Source organism: Bacillus pumilus (assembly GCF_038738535.1).
Lineage (GTDB): Bacteria > Bacillota > Bacilli > Bacillales > Bacillaceae > Bacillus.
The window spans coordinates 2,824,971-2,846,198 of record NZ_CP046128.1; the positions used below are offsets into that span (position 1 = coordinate 2,824,971).

Sequence of the window (21,228 nt, forward strand, 5' to 3'; positions counted from 1 at the left end):
AAAGAAATTCTTCTGTCTACAACATATCATATTTGCCCGTAATTCTGAATGAAGATGACTGACGGTACGTGATTTTGTCCTGACGCTCTGTTTGTTTGTGATATTAGTTGACAACTTTCTATCTAAAATGATTTGAGCTGATAACATAAATTGCATATCAGAGAAGTTAACAGTGATTGTCCATTTATTTATTCATCTTCACCAAGAGCTTTAGTTCTCAATAAAGGAGACTTAGTGGATATGAACATAGACGATAACCAGTTTGAAGCATTGCAAAAAATCGCCGAAAGGATTCACAAGCCTGTCTATTTGTGTAACCAGCATGGACGTATTCTCTGCAACTCGCACACCATGATCACGAGCCCAGATTGGATTCGCATTCTCCCCTTTTTCCAAAGAAGGACACCCCATTATTTTTCGATGATATATGCGAAGCAAACCTTTTCCGTCTTTCCGATTGATCTAACCGAACAAACATGTGAGTATGTGGTCATCCCTTCCTTCATTCCTCCGCTGGATGAAACACTGCAAGTCTTCATTGCACAAGCAGTAAACGAAATCTCAATTGCGCGAATGAGACAATATACTGCCCAGCAAACGGCCAAGCGTGCAAGAAATGAAGGGTTTCGCAGATGGATAGAGGGTGCATCGTATTCTCAGCAAGACGCTGCATACATTGCGAAGACGTTTGGATTAAACGTAGAAAACAGCTATCTATGTATGATCTGTCAGCTTGATCATTGTCATGAGACCACTCATTTTTTGAACCAGCAACTGATGTTAGATCAAGTCGTTGATCTACTTGACAGCGCACTTCCAAGCTCTCCTTTTCCTTCCTTTCTGTTTGTCAAAGGTGATATGGGCATTGTATTAATGGAAGAGACAGGCAGTTGGTCAAAGATGAGTGGCAGACTCCTCTCTTTTTTGAAACAGTTGCAGATGCTCGTTAGCATACAAGCGAATCACACCATTTCCTTTGGCGTGAGCTTGACTAGTTGTCGCACCACCCATCTGTCTGAGGGCTACAGTGAAGCATTAGAGGCTCTTCAAGCCGGACATCTCTCGTCGCAGGCGGAATATATTCAGTTCTATCAGGCAAAGGATGTGCCAGATTTATTGAAGCTTATTCCAAGAAAGGATTTAGTCACGTTTCACCAGATGCACCTTCACCCGTTATATGAAGCTGGTCAAAACCTCCTCCACACCTTATCTGTCTATTTAGAAACGCATTGCCACATTTCAGAAACAGCGAAACGTTTGTCTATTCATCGCAACACGGTCATTTATCGATTGGAGAAGTGTGAGGAGCTGCTTCGGATCAGCTTAAAAGACCCTGAAGCCACATTAAGGCTGCGCTTAGCATTACGTATTCAGATGCTTCTCTCACCCCATCCTGATTGAATGTTTTCTTCCGAAGCTTCATATAGTTTGGAGGAGAAAAGTGATACACGAGGAGGCAAAAATCGCTTTGCAGATATTTCGTTGAATCAGTGGATGGCCTTATCCCCTGCTCAATTAGTGAAAGAGCATTTACATGTAGATGATGCCATGATTCGTGCGCTTCATAAAGAAAAATCACCTGTCGTTACATATAAAAGGTGATGACCATTATAATAAAACCGATCAATCTGTGCTGATCGGTTTTTTATAAACAAATTTTAAGAAATTGCAGAAGTATGCTGCACTTTTTTCCCCCACACGATGGATGCAATGAAGCTTATGCAAAGCACCAATGTTCCGAGCATAAAAGGAAACTCAATATTCACATCAAATAAAATCCCAGCAAGGCTCGGTCCGACAATATTGGCAAGGCTCATAAAGGATGTATTAAGGCCGCCAGCTACTCCTTGCTGATTACCTGCCATTTTGGACAGCAATGTATTGAGAGCTGGACGAACAAATGAAGTAGCCGACAAAAATAAAATAGAGCCTGTAAAGATCAGCCAAAAGGACGGTGCAACACGGCAGACGATGAGCATCAAAGCCGCTCCTAGCAGTGCATAACGCACGACGCGCATTTCACCAAATCGTTTCACACAGGCATTCACCAACGCACCTTGGACAAGCACGCCAGCAAGACCCGCAACCGTAATCACAAACGCAATATCCTTCGGTGTAAATCCATGTTTTTGGTCTACATATAAGCCGAAAATCGATTCAAAGTGAATGATGCCAAAATTGAGGACAAACGCCAATATAAACAAAAAACCGTAGGATGTCTTTAAAGCTTGCATCATTTGTACAAAAGGGTTGAAATGAATGTCTTTGTTTAACCGCGCTTCTTCCTGCTTTTCCTTTGTTAAAGTTTCAGGTAAAAACAGGATGGATAACAGGGTAGAAAGAGCTGCAAAGGAACCTGCGATGAGAAAAGGAAAAGCGATCCCATACTCGACCAAATAGCCGCCTACGCCTGGTCCAATAACAAAGCCTAACGTCATTGCTGCACTAAATAGCCCCATTCCTTTCCCTCGGTCCTTCTCACTTGTGATATCAGCAATGTATGCAAACATGGCTGGCATGAGTAAAGCTCCGGCCGCACCGCCTAAAAAACGTGATACAAACAGCATCCACAGCTGATCAGCAAATGCAAAAATAAACTGGGCAATGGTAAAGCCGGCAATCCCGGCAATGATCAATTTTCTACGTCCAAATCGATCGGTCAGTGCGCCTGCAACCGGTGATAAAGCAAATTGTGTAAGACCTGTTGCAGCGACAAGAAAACCGAGTGTTTTTCCTGTTGCGCCAAAGGCTTCAATATAACTTGGCATGACAGGGACAATGAGGCCAAAGCCAAGCATGGCAATAAAAATATTGAGCATCAAAATGTATAATCTGCCCATTTTCTTCATATCAAAAAACCTCTTTCTGCAAAATAAATGAAAATGATGTCAAAAACTCAGAACTTCTTCAGTATAGCGATATCACTGTCTATAAGTCTAGTTTTACAAAAATTAGTTTTCTTTTCCAAATAAAAAATACCCGCAAATAGCGAGTATCCGTATGACTTTATTCACCTTGTTCATAGATAGAAAGAGCCGCCTGAAGCCCTGCTCCGCAATGGATGGATGCACCGTGTTTGATTAGAATCGCTTCCAGTCCTGCTAACACAAACAGCACGTTTTCTTTTCTGCAGCTATAGCCCATTGTGCCAATTCTCCATATACGTCCGGCTAGCGGTCCAAAGGAGCTTGCGATTTCAATGCCAAAATGCTTAAGCAGATCGGCACGTACCGCTTCTCCATCAATACCACTTGGAATCTCAATACATGTCACAACTGGCATTTTACAATGTGGATCCCCGAACAATTCAAGTCCCATCGCTTCAAGACCTTTCATCAAGGCTTTCTCGTGATATGCGTGCCTTTGAAAACGCTCAGACAGTCCTTCTTCCAGCACAACACGAACCCCTTCACGAAGTGCATAGAGCATCGTTGTCGCTTCTGTATGATGATTTAATCGTCTAGGACTCCAATAATCCTGGAGCTGGCTGAGATCAAAGTAATTGCTTTTAATTGGAGAAATATCCATTTGCTCCTGCAATTCATCCTGTGTCGCAATTCCCTTTTCCACTTTCTTTCTCGATTCAACGACAGCTGCAACCCGGTCATTATACGTGATAGGTGACATGCCTGATGGAACAGACAAGCACTTCTGCGTACCGCCAATCGCCGCATCAATCTTCCATTCGTCCACTTTCACCTGGGTACCGCCAATGGTTGCTACAGCGTCTACAATGAACAGTGCATCGAGTTCTCGGCACGCTTCACCAATTTGCTCAAGCGGCTGCAACCGCCCCGTGGATGTTTCACCATGGACCATCGCGACGATTCTAGGCTTGACCTGCTTCATTTCCTGAATGATATCGCTAGGATCAAAAACCGTTCCCCATTCACATTCCATTGTATGTACCTCAGCACCATAGCGCTGTCCTATTTCAATGAGCAGATGACCGAAGCGGCCAAAGACAGGCACAAGCATCGAATCTCCCGGCTCAATGACACTGGCAAGCACAGCTTCAAGCCCTGAACGAGACGTGCCGTCAATCGGAAAAGCCCATTCATTTTCTGTTTGGAAAAGCGACCGCAATAAGGTCATCGTTTCATTCATGATATGTGTAAATGCTGGATCAAATTGACCGAGAATTGGGGTACTCATCACACGGAGCACTCTCGGGTCTACTTCAACAGGTCCTGGTGTCATAATCGTTCTTGAAGGTATTTGCAGTTCTTTCACGTTATCCATCCTTTCCCTTGCTGCCATCCTATATGCCCACTTATACAGTAATGCTGTTAAAATAGCAATCTCTTTTCCTACGAATTCATTACATGAAATTTACGATAAATCCATTTATTTCTTTCTGACAATATGATAGAAATAAAGAGAATACATTCCCTATTAAGGAGGAAATCGAATGAAGAGAACCTTATTTGGAACTGTGGCTGCCGGAATCATGATATTCGGCACGTTAGCCGCCCCGCTGCCTCCAGCTGCGAATGCTCAAAGCTTTACTCTGAATGAACCGAGCCAAACCATCACATTTTCCCCGTTACAGCTTCAAAACGAAACATCTGCACAACAAGCGAAAACAGCCGCTACAAGTCAAATCGATTCCTATTATCAATCTGCTAATGGCAAATCAGGACCCGCTCTAAAGAAAGCTTTACACGATATTATTGATGATCATAAGCAGCTATCCTACAGCCAGGTTTGGGATGCCTTAAAGAAAACAGATGAAGACCCAAAGAATCCAAGCAATGTGCTCTTGCTCTATAGCGGTGTCTCTCGCTCAAAGCAAGCGAATGGCGGAAATGTTGGCCAGTGGAACCGGGAGCATGTCTGGGCTAAGTCACACGGCAATTTGGGGACAAGCCAGGGTCCAGGTACAGATCTCCATCATCTGCGGGCAACAGACGTACAAACGAATAGCACACGAGGAAATTTAGATTTTGATCTGGGCGGAAATGAATACAAGGGAGCACCGGGTAATTTCTACGATAGCGACTCATTCGAACCTCATAGCCGGGTGAAAGGGGATGTGGCAAGAATGCTCTTTTATATGGCGGTGCGGTACGAGGGCGATGACCGCTTTCCAGATTTAGAATTAAACGACAAAGTGAATAATGGAAGCGCCCCTCTCCATGGCAAAATGTCCGTACTTCTCAAGTGGCACAAACAAGATCCAGTCGATCAAATCGAACGGAACCGCAACGAGATCATTTATGAAACGTATCAGAACAACCGCAATCCCTTTATCGATCACCCAGAATGGGCAAGCGCGATTTGGGAATAAAAAAGAAAGGCACTGCTATGAACAAGCAGTGCCCTTCTTTTTTTCAAGCGGACAGACAAGACAATAATCGAGACTCTCCGATTTTTTCTCGAGCTTATAATACATACAGCAGGTCTTTCGGTCGGATGTTTCTAGTAAACTGTCATCTAAGTTTAAGCTGTGATGAAATGGATTTTGTTTTGCTCCGAATACATCACCAGCCGCTTGCTTCAGATACAGATAATCCTCCCGCACGCGCTGCTTCACCGCAGACTCTTCGGCTTCCCGCATCATGCTGCGATAAAGAGAATTGATACGAACCGCTACATTTTCCCACAAAATGGAGTACGGAAGTCTTGAAGTGCGCTTCAGCACGTCTAAAAGAGGTGTAACACACTCCGTAAACAGCGCATGCACAGCCTGCTCTCTCCATTCATGCCGATCTCCTTCTAGTGGAACAAACGAACACAATGACTCATCAATTTCAATTTTCCGATCCTCTCTAAAGGCACATGCCTCCGGTGAAAACTGATAGACACCGTCATACAGCGTCATCATGTACAAAGAGGAACTGACGGCTAAGTAGGCATAACGCTTTGAAAACATCGACGCTGCTACCGCCACATTCGGTGCATGCATGGCTTCCTTTTCAGCCTCTAATAAACGCAGGACAGATGCTTCTGAAAAAAGCGCAGCAAGTGTGCGGTCAGATGTCATTGGTCCATTTGTGATGTGTACCCCGAAATCAAGTAATTCTCTCTCAACCCACTCTGGCCTCATATCAAAACCTCCATCTTTCGTTTATCGATTTCGCTGCTGGTATAACAAATAAATAAAGAACGGTGCACCAATTGCAGCCGTGAATACACCTGCTGGTACATCTAACGGTAGAAAAGCCGTTCTAGCTACTAAATCTGCCAGCATCACGAGAATACTCCCAACAAGCGCAGATGCCGGCACCAGCGCAATGAAGGAGCGGCCGATGATCATCCGTGCGACATGCGGCGCCATCAGTCCAACAAATTCAATGCCGCCTGCAAAGGCAACAGCAATCCCCGCCAATGTCACACTCATCAGCAGAAAGAATAACCGTTTTGCCTGCACTTTTACCCCGAGACCTGTTGCGAGATCATCTCCAAGCTCCTTCACATTCATCGTTCTTGCTAACACCATGACAATCGGTAAAATGATCATGACCCAAGGAAGCATCGACGTGACGTCCTTCATCGTAGAACCATATAAACTGCCCGTCAGCCAAATATATGACTTTGTCGTCGTCATCGTATCACTAAGAACAAGAGTAAACGTCACACACGCCTTCATTATGGCAGAAATCCCGATGCCCATTAGGACAAGTGTGATCGGCTTAACCCCTTTTTTCCATGAAAGCAAATAAATCAGACACGAAACAGCAAAAGCCCCTGCAATCGCCCATAAGGATTGATACGCAATAGGCACAGTGCCCATCCAAAAAACAATAAACATAATCGCCCCGAACGAAGCACCACTCGTAATCCCAATGATGTCAGGCGATGCAAGCGGATTGCGGATTAATCCTTGCAAAATAAGCCCTGATACCGCAAGCGCGGCCCCCACTAAGACAGCCAGCAGTGTTCTTGGAATCCTCAGCGTATTGAGCACAAAGGTGTTTCCCTCTCCCTGACCGATTAAATGAAGCAGCACATCCATCGGCTGAATAAACCGGCTGCCCATACAGAGACTGAGAATAAATAATCCAAAAGCAACGGCCGTCAATAAAAGTAAAATCAAAAACGTCCGCTTTGAAAATTGAAATGAAATGCGCCCGCCCTTTGAACGCACTGTATATGTTTTAGCCACCTGTCTTCAACCCCTTGCGCACGAGATAAACAAATAGAGGCGCTCCTGCTACCGCCGTCATGACACCAATCGGCACTTCCTGCGGCATGATCAGAAAACGAGCCGCAAGGTCTGCGACAAGTAAAAGCGACGCCCCCACAACGGCACAATACGGCAGTACCCAGCGGTGGTCAGGTCCAACAAGCTTTTTCACAATATGCGGCACTAGAAAACCAACAAACCCAATCGATCCTGCGACAGCGACGGAACCACCCGCTAAAAAGACGACGAGAACTCCCATCGTGATTTTCAGCACCAGCGTACGCTGGCCAAGTCCCTTCGCAATATCATCTCCTGACAAAAGGACATTGATGGAGCGTCCAAGAAGCAGCGCCACAACTGTTGCACCTAAAATATAAGGCAAAACAGGCAGCAGCATATCAATGCTTCTTCCAGACACTGAACCCGCCATCCAGAACAGGATGCTTTGAATCGACTGTTCATTCACGATTAAAAGACCTTGTGTAAAGGACGCAAACAGTGCAGATATCGCCGCACCTGCAAGGACAATTTTGACCGGTGTCAATCCATCTCTTCCAATAGAGCCCAAGAGAAAAACGAGCATCCCTGCAATCGCAGCACCTAAAAAGGCTGTCCACATATAGCCTGTTAATGACTCTGTTGAAAAGAAAACAATTGAAATGACGATAAAAAATAGTCCACCTGCATTAATGCCTAACAAATCTGGCGCCGCAAGCGGATTTCTCGTTAATGCCTGCATCAGTGCACCTGAAATGGCTAGACTTGATCCAACAACCGCTGCAATTAAAGCTCTTGATAATCTGGATGTCATGACAATGACACTGTTTGGATCCGATTCATCAAAATGAAGAAACGCATGGATGGTGGCTTTGAGGGAAATAGAGGTTTGCCCAAGAGAAATGCTGAGCATAAAAAAGACCAACATCAATACGACGAATCCAGCAAACAGCAGCGCCTTGCTCGAATCCTTTTTTAGTAAACTTCTCATCTGATTCCCGCTTTCAATCTGTTATGGAAAAAAGGAGAAAATGGTTTTTCACATTTTCTCCTCTGCTATCCTTATTTATCAATTCCTAGACGATCATAAATATCATCAAGCATCATGTTTGCAGCAGTGATACCGCCTGCCATGTTCCAAGTGATTTCATCAACTTTATGCACTTGTTTCGCTTTCACTGCGTCAAGCTGCTTCCATAAAGGATGACTTGTCCACTCTTTATATGCTTTTTCAACCGCTTTATCCTGATCATCCATGAAGTAATAGATCACATCTGCATCCATTTGCGGAATGCTCTCTTTGTCTGTAAGTGTAATGATGTCTTGCTTTTTATCTTTGACATTCTTAGGTCCTTCAAAGCCTAGCTCTGTTAAAATCGACCCTGCGAATCCAGTTTGATAGATTCTAGCATGATCTGCACGGAAGTTCACCACAGACACACTCATTGGCCAGTTTTTGATGTCTTTTTTCGCTTTTTCTTTGAAGTCAGCGACGCGGTCATCCCACTTCGTCAGCAATTCTTTTGATTTGTCTTGCTGGTTTAACGCTTCACCCATTAATTTCACTGTATCTTTAAATGTGAACACTGTTTCTGTTGCAACAGTTGGAGCGATTTCTTGCAGCTGATCAAAAATTTGCTCGTGGCGGACTTTTGATGCAATGATCAAATCAGGCTTGAGCTTTTCAATTTCCTCTAAGTTTGGCTGTGTTTCCTGCCCAACAATTTTGACATCCTTTAGGTCATCTCTTAAATATTTATACGTAGGTGCTTCAAGCCATGATTCAACAACACCCACTGGTTTAATGCCCATAGCGACTGCTGCATCGGTTGCTCCTTGGTACAGCGTCACAATGCGCTTTGGTTTATCCTTAATATTGTCAGTTGAACCGATAGCGCTTTCAACGGTTCTTGTTTTTTCTTTACTAGCTGACTTGCCTTCACTGTTATTGTTCCCGCAAGCTGCAAGTAAAACGATGGAGAGCACAACTAGCAACGACCAAAAAGATTTTTTGAACATGTACCTCACCTATCCATTCTATATGTAGTCATATCGTTTGATAACGATTCTCATTATCACACTATGATTTTATCATAGAAAGGGATGGTGTCAATGTAAATTTTTAAGAAAAGAGGGAGAGTGTTGACTAGTTGTTCTCATTATGGGAATGATTGGCCTCTCTTCGTTCCTCTGGATAATCATTTACATTGAATTCCTTTTTCGTACTCTACTCCATTAATGACGACTTATTGTTCATAATCAGACTTTCTCTATCAACCTAAAAAAGACGAACGGCAATCGTTCGTCTTCTTCCCTCACTTCACTTCTTCATGCTCCTGCGCGGTATGTCGTTTATTGGCGATAAAGAGTGCACAAGTCATCGCAAGAATGGCCAGCGCCCACCAGAACGTCGATACAGCCTCTTCATGATCGATGATAATCAATCGGATGACAGCTGTGATGCCGATATAAATAAAGTAGCGAAGCGGAAAATGAAAGTTTGATTTAAAGTATTTAATAATTAAGGCTATAAACTCAAAATACATAAAGAAGATCAGCAGTTCTCCAAGCATCCCATAATAGCTTTCTCCTTTGTTAAACAAAGTCTTGTAGACGAATTGGACAATATACCAAGTTTCACTAATTAAGAGGACGCTTAAAGCAATGGCTAGAAAGAACAGACAGATATTCAGAAGGCCTTGCAAGAGATCGGGTACCTTTTGGAAGTTGTTGAATCGTTTCATTGGGTAGTCTCTCCATTCCATATTATTCATTTGTGGTCTATATTTTGATGTGCCAGAATCGCAGCACGATGTAGTATACAGCGTTCCTTTCCATCCTTTCAAACTGCCCGTGCATGCGGGACATCATTCGTTTTATGCTTCGTTCACCAAGTCTAGTGCTTTCCTGCGTGTCATCTGTCTCTTTTATCGCATTGCTGACGTGAATCTCAAAGATTTCTTGATCGGATAAAAACGTGAGATTGATGTCTTTTTTGGGATCGGCGTATTTAAGTAAGTTGGACATCAAATTATCAAACACTCGGCCAAGCTCCTCGACATTCACGTTGATATAGCTGTCGGGCAGCTCTCCTAACAGGTGTACTTTGAATTTCTCTTGATGCAAGATCGCCACCTGATCTGATAAGAGATCGTAAATGACCTCTTTGACTGCAACGGTCTCAAGCTCAGGTTCATGTTCTTTATCAAGTAGAAAATAGGCAAACAGATTATCAGACAGATTTTTCAATTGCAGTGCTTTCTCATAAGCATTGGCTATATATTGATCTTTGCGGGTATCCGCTCCAGCCTCCTCTTTTTTCGCAAACTCCAAATTCATCATCAGCGACGTCAGCGGTGTCCTCATATCGTGTGACATTTCAGTAACCAGACTGCGGCTCTCTTCTTGCAGTTCGTCGATGGCTTGAAGCTTGTCCAGAAAAGCTTTTCGCAGATCCTCAATACTTTTGGCAATCATGGCTAATTCATCGTGCCCTTTCACCGTCATCTCATGGTCCAGCTCACCGCCTTCAAGAATATGAATCTCTTGGTGAATCGTTTGCAGATAGCATAAACTTTTACGGATGCCAAGAAGAACAATGATGAGAAAAATAAGCGTCGCCCCGAGCAGCTCGAGTGTAAAGGCAAGATCGTGATAACGAAATGAATAGAAACCATCCACCATGACCCGGCCTTTACCGTCGCTAAACTGAATCGGATACGAATGATGCTCAGCGTACTGGGTCACCTTTTCTTTTCCGTACGCCGATTCATCAGCAGCGGAATAGATGGAGTCATATTGCAGCACTTCATCCTTGAAGATGGTCAAATTAATGTAATCCTCTTTTTTCACCCACTCACCAAACGCTTTTCGATCTGTTGAAGACAGCTCATTCTCAGACACATAGCGGCTGAATTTTTGAATATACCTGGCTGACTCCTCCTCGTAATACTCGTCCGAACTCAAGTATCCATCAATCAGGTCATTGGTGATCTTTTGCAGCGTCAAAAAGACAAGTCCGCTCACGACCGCAGCTGTCAAAATCAGCAGTGCCAGCTTTTTGGCTAGTGTATATTTACGATGTGCCAAATCGGTATCCTCTTCCCCATTCCGTTTTGATATATACAGGGCGGGCTGGATCATCTTCAATTTTGGCACGCAGCTTTCGAATATGCACCATCACCGTATTGTTGGAACAATAGAAATAAGGCTGTCCCCACACGCTCTCATAAATATTTTGGGCTGAAAAGATTTTGTTTCGCCTGCTCATGAGCAGCTTCAACATTCGATATTCTAAATCAGACAGCTTGATTTGCTGACTTTCTTTCCACACTTCATTAAATTCTTCGCTCACCCTCAGCTTGCCCCCAACAAGAAAAGTTTCTTCCTGCTCCTTCTTTTCCTGATAGACGGTATACCTGCGTAATTGTGCAATGACTCTAGCATGGAGCTCCTCTTCTGAAAAAGGTTTTGTCATATAATCATCCCCGCCGGCAAGTAAGCCTTCGGTTTTATCGAATGTACTTGATTTGGCTGTCAGAAATAGAATCGGGACGTTAGAAGACGCTCTCATCTGCTGGCACGTTTCGATGCCTGATATACCTGGCATCATCACATCCAAAATCACCAAATCGAGCGAATCGTTCACAAGCTTCAATGCTTGCTCGCCATTCATCGCTCTCAGCACCTCATATCCAGCACGTGTAAGGGATTCCTGCAAAAGGTCTCCAATATCCTGATCATCTTCTACGACTAATATTCGATGGTTCATATCTCTCTCACCTCATGATACGTGATGTACTTTCTTTTATGTCTTTACTATATTTCATCTAGCTATGTGAAAAGATACAGCATAAATCTTAACAGTTTATGAATTTGACCCTCTGCCATCAATTCGTCACATTTATTTTCAAAAAATTGGATCTTCATAAATTGTTAAGAATTGGGACGTATATTGATTCATTGTAAGGATCGATGAATTGATCCGAATGACATTTATCATAACAAGAAAAGGAGCATGGATATGAATGCAAACAAAGTAGCACACGGACAACCGATGAGTCTGCGGGATCGGGTTCATTTCTTAGACATCGTACGGGGATTTGCCTTAATGGGGATTATTCTGGTCAATTACTTTTTGATCGTGGATTCGGCGAAGGGGTTCGATATGGAAGCAAATGATGTTTTTCACAACTTGGTGAATTGGTTTGCCTCAGGGAAATTCATTACGCTGTTTTCCTTCCTATTCGGGGTTGGTTTTATGATTTTTATGGATCGAGCTGCTCAGAAGGTGGACAGCCCAAACAAGCTGTTTGCACGCAGGTTAACCATTCTCTTAGGAATTGGCCTTCTGCATGTCACCTTTGTTTGGATTGGTGATATTTTAACCCATTATGCTGCCGCTGGCTTTTTGTTACTTTTCTTTTACAAACGTAGAGCTAAAACCATCCTATACTGGCTGATCACACTCTTTGTCATACAATTGCTCACTCCTTTTTTCGCGATGCTGTTCAATATCATTAACACAGTATCATCAGGCAAGCCGGTTTTTGCTGATTTCGAGCTGGCCAGCCACAACAGCCTGACTTATCTAGCATCTATTGGTGACCGGTGGACAGATATGGTCACAATGGCTTCTGGTTCATTTTCTATCATCTATTCTATGTTCCTCATGTTTTTGCTTGGTGTGTATTTTGTGAAAATGGAGTTTTTCAAAAACATGGAGGCAAAAAAAGCGATTTGGAATCGCATTTGGATCATTTTCACTATCGCGTTTATGATTACACAGAGCAGTACGATCATAGCAGCGGTCAATCCTGTTGAAAATACACTGTGGATGGACATGGCCTCTGCCCTTGAACAAAACGGTGGATTAACGGGCAGTATGTTCTATATGAGTACACTTGCGATGCTGTTTCTGCATGTTCCTCAGCTGCGAGGTGCTTTGATGATCTTTACCAAAGTCGGACGGATGTCACTGACCTGTTATTTGCTTCACTCCATCATTGGGACAATGCTGTTTCTGAAATATGGAGCTGGGCTTGCCGATCATCTTCAGCCGGCTGGTACGTTCTTCATGGCTATTGGCGTGTATGCCTTCCTTGTGCTTTTCAGTACATTATGGTTAAAACGGTTTAAGTATGGACCGATGGAGTTTATTTGGCGTCAGCTGACGTATGGGAAGGTTCATGATAAACCGAAAACCAACACATTCCATGCGGCGAAGTAACTCACCGTGATAAAAACAGATAAGAAAAAGGCGAACTGTAGTGGTTCGCCTTTTCTGAAGTCTTTTATGGTTCAATACTGGTCGACCATTTCTTGCAATTGATTCAGATAACTTTCTTTTAATTCATCAGGGTATTCAATTTTCACATGTTTCCCAAATGAGATCAAATAGTGAGTCATATACGATAATTCTTCTTGGTTGTATCCACCCACAATATAAGGAGTATTCTCAATGATCTCCAATCTCATATTTGGGTAATGATTCTTCAAAAACTTTTCTTTTCCTTGTTCCGTTAATCGACATTTAAATGAGATATCATGATAAGTTTTTTCGTACTCGAGCTGCAGTTCTTTTAATTCTTCCTTCGTAAAGGTGTCTCTGATTTCTTCTTCAATCATCACGTCCTTCATAAAGTCACATCTATAGATGCCCCACTTTTTATTTCGAACATCATATGCTTTGGTGAACCAAATCCCATTTCGATAAAACAACTCAAGAAATTGCAGCCTGATCCTTTTATTTTCATTTTGAGTATAAGTCATCTTCACGATTTGATCTTCCATCATCGCCTGTAAAATCAATTCCAATTGATTTTGTTCACTGACTGGTGCGACATTATAGTAATGAATCACATCCAAAGTCTCCGTGATCATTTGTTTTCTCTCATCAGACATTGTGGCAAACAGCTTTTGCCGAATTTGTGAGTAGGATTTTTTAAATGGTGTTGCTGACACCAAGTCTAAAGCTTTAAGCGCGAAAAAAATAGCTTGAACTTCATCGATATTGAAATAAATAGGAACCAATGGAGATTGATTCACCAGTCGATATCCCCCATGTCTTCCATTTTCAACATAAAAAGCTAAGCCCATCGACTCTAGCTCTTCCATATCTCTCAAAGCCGTGCGTTTAGATATGCCAAATTCAGTTTCTAAATCCTTTAGCTGAAATGAGTATTTATCACTTAAAAAAATAAGCTCTTGGTTTAATCGTTCTGATTTTTTCATTTTGACTTTCCTTTTGAAAAAGGTGACATGTTTTGTCACCTTTATATTTTATACTCAGTTTATCAAAAGAAAAGGAGCATGTATATGCAAACATTAATCATTAACGCGCACCCTGATTTCACTCATCGAGAAAGTTATTCAAACAAACTGCAAACACTATTTTTAGAACAGTTTAAAGAAAGGTTTCCTCATGAGGAACCAACGATTTTACATTTATATGGAACTGAAATTCCTCGTATCGAAAAAGAACAGCTGCTACGTATTTGGGATAAGCAAGCATCTGAACAAACATTAACAGCTACGGAAGAAAAAATTGCTGCTGCTTCTTCTGCTTTATTGGCTCAATTCAAAGCACATCATCGAATTGTGATTGTGTCACCTGTTCATAATTTCAATGTGACTTCACGTATGAAAGATTATATAGATAATATCTTAATTGCTAGAGAAACGTTCAAATATACAGAAGCTGGTTCAGTTGGTCTGATGACTGACGATTATCGTGTACTTTTGCTTCAAGCAAGCGGCTCAATTTTCACAAATAACGATCGATATACACCTCTGGAATTTTCACATTACTACCTAAAAGAAATATTCCAAAACTTGATGGGCTTTCAACAATTTCATATTGTCCGAGCACAAGGAACAGCGATTTTAGAGAAAGAAACGATCTTGTCATCTGCAGCTGATGATTTGTCTAAAGCTTTTGATGCGTTTTACTCGCATGGCGAGATATGAATTGGATTTTTTCAAAAATAAAAAGACCAAAAACGTTTGATATCACGTTTTTGGTCTTTTATTATTAGCCGATAGAACATTCCATTTCGAACTTGATTAATACGGAAATAAAGAAATTTTCAAGCCAAAAAGAGCCATGAATTAAATCCAATGCTCTTTTTTAAGACTATTATTTACCTAAAAGACTGATAAATTTACTCAGTTCTTCTTTGGCTTCATCTGTTGTCCCTTCCAGCTCATTCATTAACCCAAACAAATTATCATATGAACTCGCAATTTCCGCTTTAACTTCTGCCAACTCTTGAGCCACTTGTGATAGTGGAATAACTTCTTCTTCTTCAAACGTGTCGACATAACGTGGAATGTTTAAATTGTAATCATTTTCTTTGATTTCATCCAAAGATGCCACATGAGCATATTTTTCAACGTCTTTACGGTTACTGTATGTTTCAATAATTTTGTCGATGTTTTCAGGAGAGAGTTTGTTTTGGTTCTTTCCTTTTACAAACTCATTTGAAGCATCGATAAACAAAATATCTTTATTCTTACGAGCTTCACGACCTTTGAATACCAAGACACAGGTTGGGATGCTTGTGCCATAAAACAAGTTAGCGGGCAATCCAATAACAGTATCTAATAGATTATTATCGATGATATTTTTGCGGATTTTACCTTCAGAAGCACCTCGAAATAGTACCCCGTGCGGCAATACGATAGCCATTGTTCCAGTTTTATCTAAATGGTAAAGTCCATGCAGTACAAAAGCATAATCTGCCTTAGATGCAGGTGCTACACCATAACCCTTGAAACGTGTATCCTTTTCTCGATCAACGTCTTTTGTATCCCATTTATGAGAATATGGTGGGTTTGATACGACGGCGTCGAACTTCAAAGGAATTTGTGTTCCATCTTTTTCGGCAAATGGCCAGTCAGCATCCAGTGTGTCTGCACGTTTCAACTCCATATTGCGATAATTTACCCCATGCATCATCAAGTTCATGCGAGCTAAGTTATAAGTCGTCGTATTCAACTCTTGCCCGTAAAACTCAACACTTCCTTCTTCATCACCATTTGGTAATTCTTTTTGGACTGTTAAAAGAAGTGAACCTGATCCCATTGTAGGGTCATAAACACGGAATTGACCGCCAGTACCATCTGCATCATTCGTGACAATTTTCGCTAAGATTTGACTAACTTCATGTGGTGTATAAAATTCCCCTCCTTTTTTACCAGCATTTGCAGCAAATTGTCCAATTAAGTATTCATAAACGTCACCCAAAATGTCGTGCCCTGAATCGTCTTTGAAAGTGAACTCGTTAATTATCAACACGATATCATTCAAAGCCTTTGCACGTTCATTTGTACTTGAACCTAGACGTGTATCCCCAAGGTTAACATCTGAAAATACATTAGCAAAGTCCGCTTCTGCAATTGCGTTACGTTTTGCATTTGTATTGAATGAGTCAAACATATCTTGGAAGTCACTAGCTTTGATTTTATGATTTTCAATTTTTGATACGATTTTGTCCCAAGTGTAAGCAGGATCAATCGCATATCCGATACCTTTACTGATTTCTTCAAGATAATCTTCTTTTTCAGTGTCATCTGTCACTTCGTAGAACTCTTCCAGATCATTGACTTTCAAGTATTCATCTTGATTTTCTGATAAGTAGCGATAGAACATAAATGGCAAAATATAATTCTTGTACTCACTTGCATCCATAGTCCCACGCAGTTTGTTAGCCATTCCCCATAGCTGTGATGTAATATGTGTTGCATTACTCATTTGTGTAATCTCCTTTTCTTATATAAACATTTGTTGAAGTAGTGATTTTTTTAAATTTTCAAGCGAATTTAACTCACGCTGATGAAAAATGATAAGGTTGTCTATGTTCTTAAAAAAAGAACCAATTTTCTCTTGCTCTGCTCTGTCAACTGGAAACTTGATTATATACTTCAATACGTCAGATGGTGTAATACGCTTTTGACTGTTTGATGTACCAGATGAAATTGACTCTAAATCTCTTGTTGTCTTATCCGATAGCATTAGCTGTTCCAAAAATGCCAAGTCGATTTCAGTTGAAGTAAATGGCATGAATTCACTTGATGCAACAGCATTGCTAGGGGCGTCCTCCACAAACCAAATTCGTTTCTGACGAACATTAAGCTTATTAATTAGCAACACATCACCTGAAACTTTGAGACGTATACTCTGCATAGAGTCGCCAAAAACAACTTCAGGCTTTCGTCCGTTGTCATATGAAGGCATACTATATTCAACAAATGAAGCATGGGGAGTTGCTTGTGGATCAACACTTGTTCTTACAAAATCACCAACCTTTGACAAAGAATGCTGTTCCCAAGCATCCGCAAATCCTGCAAAGCGAATTTCAGGAACATTGGCTCCATCTTTCGGAAACATTTTTTGCAGTAGACTCTTTTTCATATCCTTCAGCAGTTCCAAGTTACGCTGATGAAGGGTGAGAAGGTTGTCTATATTAGTGAAGAATGTGCCGATTTGTTGTTGCTCTTCTAATTTTGGATAAAGTAAATTAATCTCTTTCAAATCTGAATTATGCAAATGAACCACAGATTTCCCTTGAGCACGTTTTGACATTTCTTTTTGTTGTGTTCCATTTGATATTGTCAAAGCTAGAAACGTTGAATTTACTTCCTGTTTAGGTTTAATAATGTTCAAGTCTCCACCAAGGATAAGCCCAGGTTTACCAATAACAGATGCTCTTGAAATGTCTTCTGCAGATTCTCCAGACGCAGGCACAACAACTTCATTTCCTTCACTGATTACAGATTTGTCTTTCATTTCAACAAACGTGTCGACATTATTAATAATAGTTTCATATTTTGTATAAAGGCGGCCATATAAAACAACTGGAAATCCAGTATCCCTCAAATCATTCTTGGTATACCCATTCCCCTTAGAAAAATCAGCCACACTCCCTAACCTACACTGTTCCCAAGCATCCGTAAATCCTGCGAATCTGATTTGAGGTGATTTTGTTATTTTATCACTCATATCTAATCTCCTTTTGTAGTCTTCATAATTTTATCGCTGTGCTATTCCGCCTTCTTAATTTCGTCGGCCATTTCGTAAAATGCTTTACGAAATTCAATGCGATACCGAACCCAGCTTAACGCTGCAATCTCTTCAACTGCGATTTCTTTATAATCAGCTCTTGCGTCATTCATAATAGCGGTTAATTCCCCTTGTTTATCCATATCCTCTTGACCTAATCGGTGTTTTTTAATCATGTTTTCAAGTTCCTTAGGCTTAGTACTGTTATCTAGTCCCCAAGTCCGGATGAAGTTCGTTACAAGTTGGATATTCGTATCCTTTTGTGCTTGATCCATTGCTTGGTTCATTTTTTCAACACTTCGAGGTGCTGGATAATGATCAAATTCAAACTCTTTGGTGAAAATCTTAGATACAAAATGACTCACCTTAGATTTTTCTTTTTCATTGTCAGACTTGGCGATTTCAACTTGGATTTCATCACGTGTACTTTCCGCTTTTGACATTTCGTTCGCGTGAACTTCGTCAGCCATTCGGGCGATCAAATCAATCAAATAATCATAGTTGATGGTCACATCGTGAATATGAACCATCGAGAGATTGACTTGCGAAATATCAATGTCTTCTCGTTTCGCACGTCGTTCTTTCAACTCACCAGCAATGACAGTTGTTAAAATGACTTCCTGCTCTTCAGTAATACCTAAACGTTCATAGAACTCTTCAGCATTATCATAAGCGGATATAGGATTTTTGTCATCATCTTCGGTATATTGTTTCAACTGACTCAACAAACGATTATACTCTTTCAAATTCTCAAAGACTTCATCCTGTGCTTTTTCACTTGGTGGTAATTGTACAAAATCGTCTGTGAGCGTGGAAAGCTTGTTGATGACTTCTTGCATCTCAGCTTGGACCTTGCTAAATGGTTTGGAAGTGATACCAGACTCTTCGTTGCCTTTCTTCAATTCTTCAAGTGAAAGCTGTTCGTCGGCAGATGCACGATTTGAATAAATAGCAAAAGCCTTATTCATTTCATACTCGTTTTGCTCCGGCCAACGATAATTCACGACATTTCCCCAAGGCTTATGGACAGCGTTATGTATTCGATTTGTACGTGAGTATGCCTGAATCAAGTTCCCACCCTTAAGCGTTCGATCAATATAGAGCGTATTCATCTCAGGCGCATCAAAACCGGTTAAAAGTTGATCCACAACGATAACCAAATCTAAATACTTACCATCATCAGCTGTCTTATTCAAACGTCGTGCTAAGTCTTCTGTGTAGGCTTTAACTGTCGTCATATCAAAAGCTGTGCCAAACGTTGCGTTATAAGCTTTGATGGCTCTATGTAAGTTTTCGTTCGTTTTCAGTTGATGAACACTATTGGATGTATCTGCCGAGAAACTCACCGCAACTTTTAATCGTTGATCTACTGGACGATTCGCATTCTCTTCTGCAAACTTATCGAAATATTCCATCGCTCTTGGTGTACTTGGTTTATTACCACCAACGTGAACTGTAAACAAGGCATTATATTGACGCTCATTTGAACGTTTCTTCCAGTTATCGAAGATGTCTTTCACTACTAAGTTCACATGTTCTGGACTATAGTCGTAAACACTACCACGAATATTATCATCAATATCATCTTCGGTAGGATCTTCGGGAGCCTCGATTGTTTCCTTAAATTCAACGTTAAACCCTAATACATTTTTATCCGCAATCGCTTCTTTAATGGTATATGCATGTAATAGTTCTCCAAAGATTTCTCGTGTTTCCGGGAATTTTGGTGTACCAGTATAACCAACCCAAGCAGAATTAGAAATTGCTTTTCGAATCGTTTCAAGCATCCCTTCATTTTCGCTACCATTCCCAGTTGAACGGTGGGCTTCATCCACGATAAAAAGAATATTTTCATTCAGTGGCTTGAAGCTGTCCCGCGCTACATAACGTGACATTTTTTGGATACTTGTCACAATGATGTTCTTATCGCTTTTCTTCGTTAGTTTGCGATGAAGGTCTGAAATATTAGCTGTGTCACCCACCACACCAGTTTTCCCTTCAAAACCAGCAACAGGATCATAGGCTTTATAAGCATCTGCTGTTTGGTTGGTAAGTGCGATCCGGTCAACCAAGAAGATCACTTTATCTACATTAGATAGACGGCTTGCAAGCCACGCTGTCTTAAAACTTGTGATTGTTTTACCTGATCCAGTTGTGTGCCAAATGTATCCTAATTTACCACCATCATATTTAAAGTCAAACTTTCTAACTTTATCAAGTACACGCTTTGTGGCATAGACTTGATAAGGACGCATGACTTTGATACTTTCTTTGTTTTTTGTACCATCTAGTATCATGTAACGTGTTGCCAAATCATGAGCCATTGGAATGGATAACACTTTATCTGCAAACGTCTTCCATGATCGAATAGGGCGAGCATCATCTTCATTTTGCCAGTTGAAAGCAAAAGCTCGGTTAAAGTTTTCAAGTGGCGTATTTGCCATATAACGAATATCAAAAGGTGTCATCGCGATTAAAATCTGCAAAGTTGAAAAGATACCGCTGAATTGTTTTTCAGCTATATACTGTTCCATCTGATTTAAAGATTCCGTAGCGCTATGAAGTGCTTTCTTTAGTTCAATTTGAATAATCGGCAAACCATTAATGAGCAAAGTCACATCAAACCTGCGAGTCGTTTTACCATCAACAACTTTTGGCCGCTTAATTTGATTTACTACTTGATAAACGGTATTCCCGCCACCGACTTGGGCTTGGTCGAATACTGTCAAGAACACATGTCTACCATTATCAAGGTCAACTTCAATTTCAGAAACACCATTAACGCCATACAAAAACTGTCCGGCCTGATAAGGTGATTCGATACTAGTGATGATTTTCTTCACTTGGTTAAATTCAGTAACAGACAAGGGCTCATCTAATCGTGCGCTATTGTTTTGTTCTAGGATTATTTTAAAGTTATCCCAAAGTTGTTCGGTTGTTTTAATGTCTTTTTTGTATTCCCATTGTTTTACTCCACCGATTTTGGTCAAATAATCGATAACTTCATTTTCAAATGCTAATTCCGATTGACTTTTCATTT

General features: G+C 41.1%; 17 protein-coding genes and 1 pseudogene. 5 read left to right on the forward strand and 13 right to left on the reverse strand.

The features are described from left to right. Positions 1-240: 240 nt before the first annotated feature. Positions 241-1,401, forward strand: coding sequence for a PucR family transcriptional regulator (locus tag GKC25_RS14490; RefSeq protein ID WP_268496153.1), 1,161 nt, complete (start codon positions 241-243; stop codon positions 1,399-1,401). 60 nt (positions 1,402-1,461) lie between these two features. After that, positions 1,462-1,602, forward strand: a pseudogene (locus tag GKC25_RS14495) (oxalate decarboxylase); the annotation flags it as partial. A gap of 56 nt (positions 1,603-1,658) precedes the next feature. Here the strand turns inward: GKC25_RS14495 and GKC25_RS14500 are convergent. Both GKC25_RS14500 and GKC25_RS14505 read right to left on the reverse strand, forming a co-directional pair. Continuing rightward, the gene (locus GKC25_RS14500) at positions 1,659-2,849 is read right to left on the reverse strand and encodes a tetracycline resistance MFS efflux pump (protein WP_034659885.1); all 1,191 of its coding nucleotides are present in this window, start codon (positions 2,847-2,849) and stop codon (positions 1,659-1,661) included. A gap of 157 nt (positions 2,850-3,006) precedes the next feature. Beyond that, entirely contained in the window at positions 3,007-4,242 is a 1,236-nt protein-coding gene (locus tag GKC25_RS14505) for a pyridoxal-phosphate-dependent aminotransferase family protein (protein ID WP_095285817.1), read from the reverse strand. Between the two features lie 169 nt (positions 4,243-4,411). Here GKC25_RS14505 and GKC25_RS14510 point away from each other — a divergent pair, with 169 nt between their 5' ends. Then, positions 4,412-5,290 carry an endonuclease I family protein gene (locus GKC25_RS14510; RefSeq protein WP_187704132.1) on the forward strand — a complete coding sequence of 293 codons (879 nt, stop codon included), beginning with the start codon at positions 4,412-4,414 and terminating at the stop codon, positions 5,288-5,290. Between the two features lie 15 nt (positions 5,291-5,305). Here the strand turns inward: GKC25_RS14510 and GKC25_RS14515 are convergent, their stop codons facing one another. From GKC25_RS14515 to GKC25_RS14545, 7 genes are all read right to left on the reverse strand, one after another. Next, complete coding sequence (locus tag GKC25_RS14515) at positions 5,306-6,049, reverse strand: IucA/IucC family C-terminal-domain containing protein (RefSeq protein WP_187704133.1); 744 nt, start codon at positions 6,047-6,049, stop codon at positions 5,306-5,308. Positions 6,050-6,070: 21 nt separating this feature from the next. Continuing rightward, entirely contained in the window at positions 6,071-7,108 is a 1,038-nt protein-coding gene (locus tag GKC25_RS14520) for a FecCD family ABC transporter permease (protein ID WP_034659892.1), read from the reverse strand. Further along, a complete protein-coding gene (locus GKC25_RS14525) occupies positions 7,101-8,117 on the reverse strand; it encodes a FecCD family ABC transporter permease (protein WP_034659893.1) in 1,017 nt (338 codons plus the stop codon). The genes GKC25_RS14520 and GKC25_RS14525 overlap by 8 nt, the downstream gene beginning before the upstream one ends. Positions 8,118-8,188: 71 nt before the next feature. Next, positions 8,189-9,145 carry an iron-siderophore ABC transporter substrate-binding protein gene (locus GKC25_RS14530; RefSeq protein ID WP_342689836.1) on the reverse strand — a complete coding sequence of 319 codons (957 nt, stop codon included), beginning with the start codon at positions 9,143-9,145 and terminating at the stop codon, positions 8,189-8,191. A gap of 296 nt (positions 9,146-9,441) precedes the next feature. Next, the gene (psiE, locus tag GKC25_RS14535; RefSeq protein ID WP_034659895.1) at positions 9,442-9,870 is read right to left on the reverse strand and encodes a phosphate-starvation-inducible protein PsiE; all 429 of its coding nucleotides are present in this window, start codon (positions 9,868-9,870) and stop codon (positions 9,442-9,444) included. 37 nt (positions 9,871-9,907) lie between these two features. Further along, positions 9,908-11,215, reverse strand: a complete 1,308-nt coding sequence (locus GKC25_RS14540) for a HAMP domain-containing sensor histidine kinase (protein WP_342689837.1) — start codon at positions 11,213-11,215, stop codon at positions 9,908-9,910. After that, positions 11,202-11,897, reverse strand: a complete 696-nt coding sequence (locus GKC25_RS14545; protein ID WP_034659899.1) for a response regulator transcription factor — start codon at positions 11,895-11,897, stop codon at positions 11,202-11,204. The genes GKC25_RS14540 and GKC25_RS14545 overlap by 14 nt, the downstream gene beginning before the upstream one ends. 252 nt (positions 11,898-12,149) lie before the next feature. On the opposite strand from GKC25_RS14545, the gene GKC25_RS14550 reads away from it, so the two are divergent. Then, positions 12,150-13,355 (forward strand): DUF418 domain-containing protein, encoded by a 1,206-nt coding sequence (locus GKC25_RS14550; RefSeq protein ID WP_187704135.1) that lies wholly within the window; start codon positions 12,150-12,152, stop codon positions 13,353-13,355. A gap of 71 nt (positions 13,356-13,426) precedes the next feature. Here the strand turns inward: GKC25_RS14550 and GKC25_RS14555 are convergent, their stop codons facing one another. Continuing rightward, complete coding sequence (locus GKC25_RS14555; RefSeq protein WP_187704136.1) at positions 13,427-14,359, reverse strand: helix-turn-helix transcriptional regulator; 933 nt, start codon at positions 14,357-14,359, stop codon at positions 13,427-13,429. Positions 14,360-14,443: 84 nt separating this feature from the next. Between GKC25_RS14555 and GKC25_RS14560 the strand changes: the two genes are divergently transcribed. Continuing rightward, positions 14,444-15,094, forward strand: coding sequence for an FMN-dependent NADH-azoreductase (locus GKC25_RS14560; protein WP_187704137.1), 651 nt, complete (start codon positions 14,444-14,446; stop codon positions 15,092-15,094). A 169-nt stretch (positions 15,095-15,263) separates the two neighbouring features. Here the strand turns inward: GKC25_RS14560 and GKC25_RS14565 are convergent, their stop codons facing one another. From GKC25_RS14565 to GKC25_RS14575, 3 genes are read right to left on the reverse strand one after another with little or no spacing between them, the layout of a single operon-like run. Beyond that, positions 15,264-16,880, reverse strand: a complete 1,617-nt coding sequence (locus tag GKC25_RS14565; protein WP_187704138.1) for a type I restriction-modification system subunit M — start codon at positions 16,878-16,880, stop codon at positions 15,264-15,266. Between the two features lie 18 nt (positions 16,881-16,898). Beyond that, a complete protein-coding gene (locus GKC25_RS14570; RefSeq protein WP_187704139.1) occupies positions 16,899-18,128 on the reverse strand; it encodes a restriction endonuclease subunit S in 1,230 nt (409 codons plus the stop codon). A 41-nt stretch (positions 18,129-18,169) separates the two neighbouring features. Continuing rightward, on the reverse strand, positions 18,170-21,226 hold the full coding sequence (locus GKC25_RS14575) for a type I restriction endonuclease subunit R (RefSeq protein ID WP_187704140.1): 3,057 nt from the start codon (positions 21,224-21,226) through the stop codon (positions 18,170-18,172). Positions 21,227-21,228 lie beyond the last annotated feature (2 nt).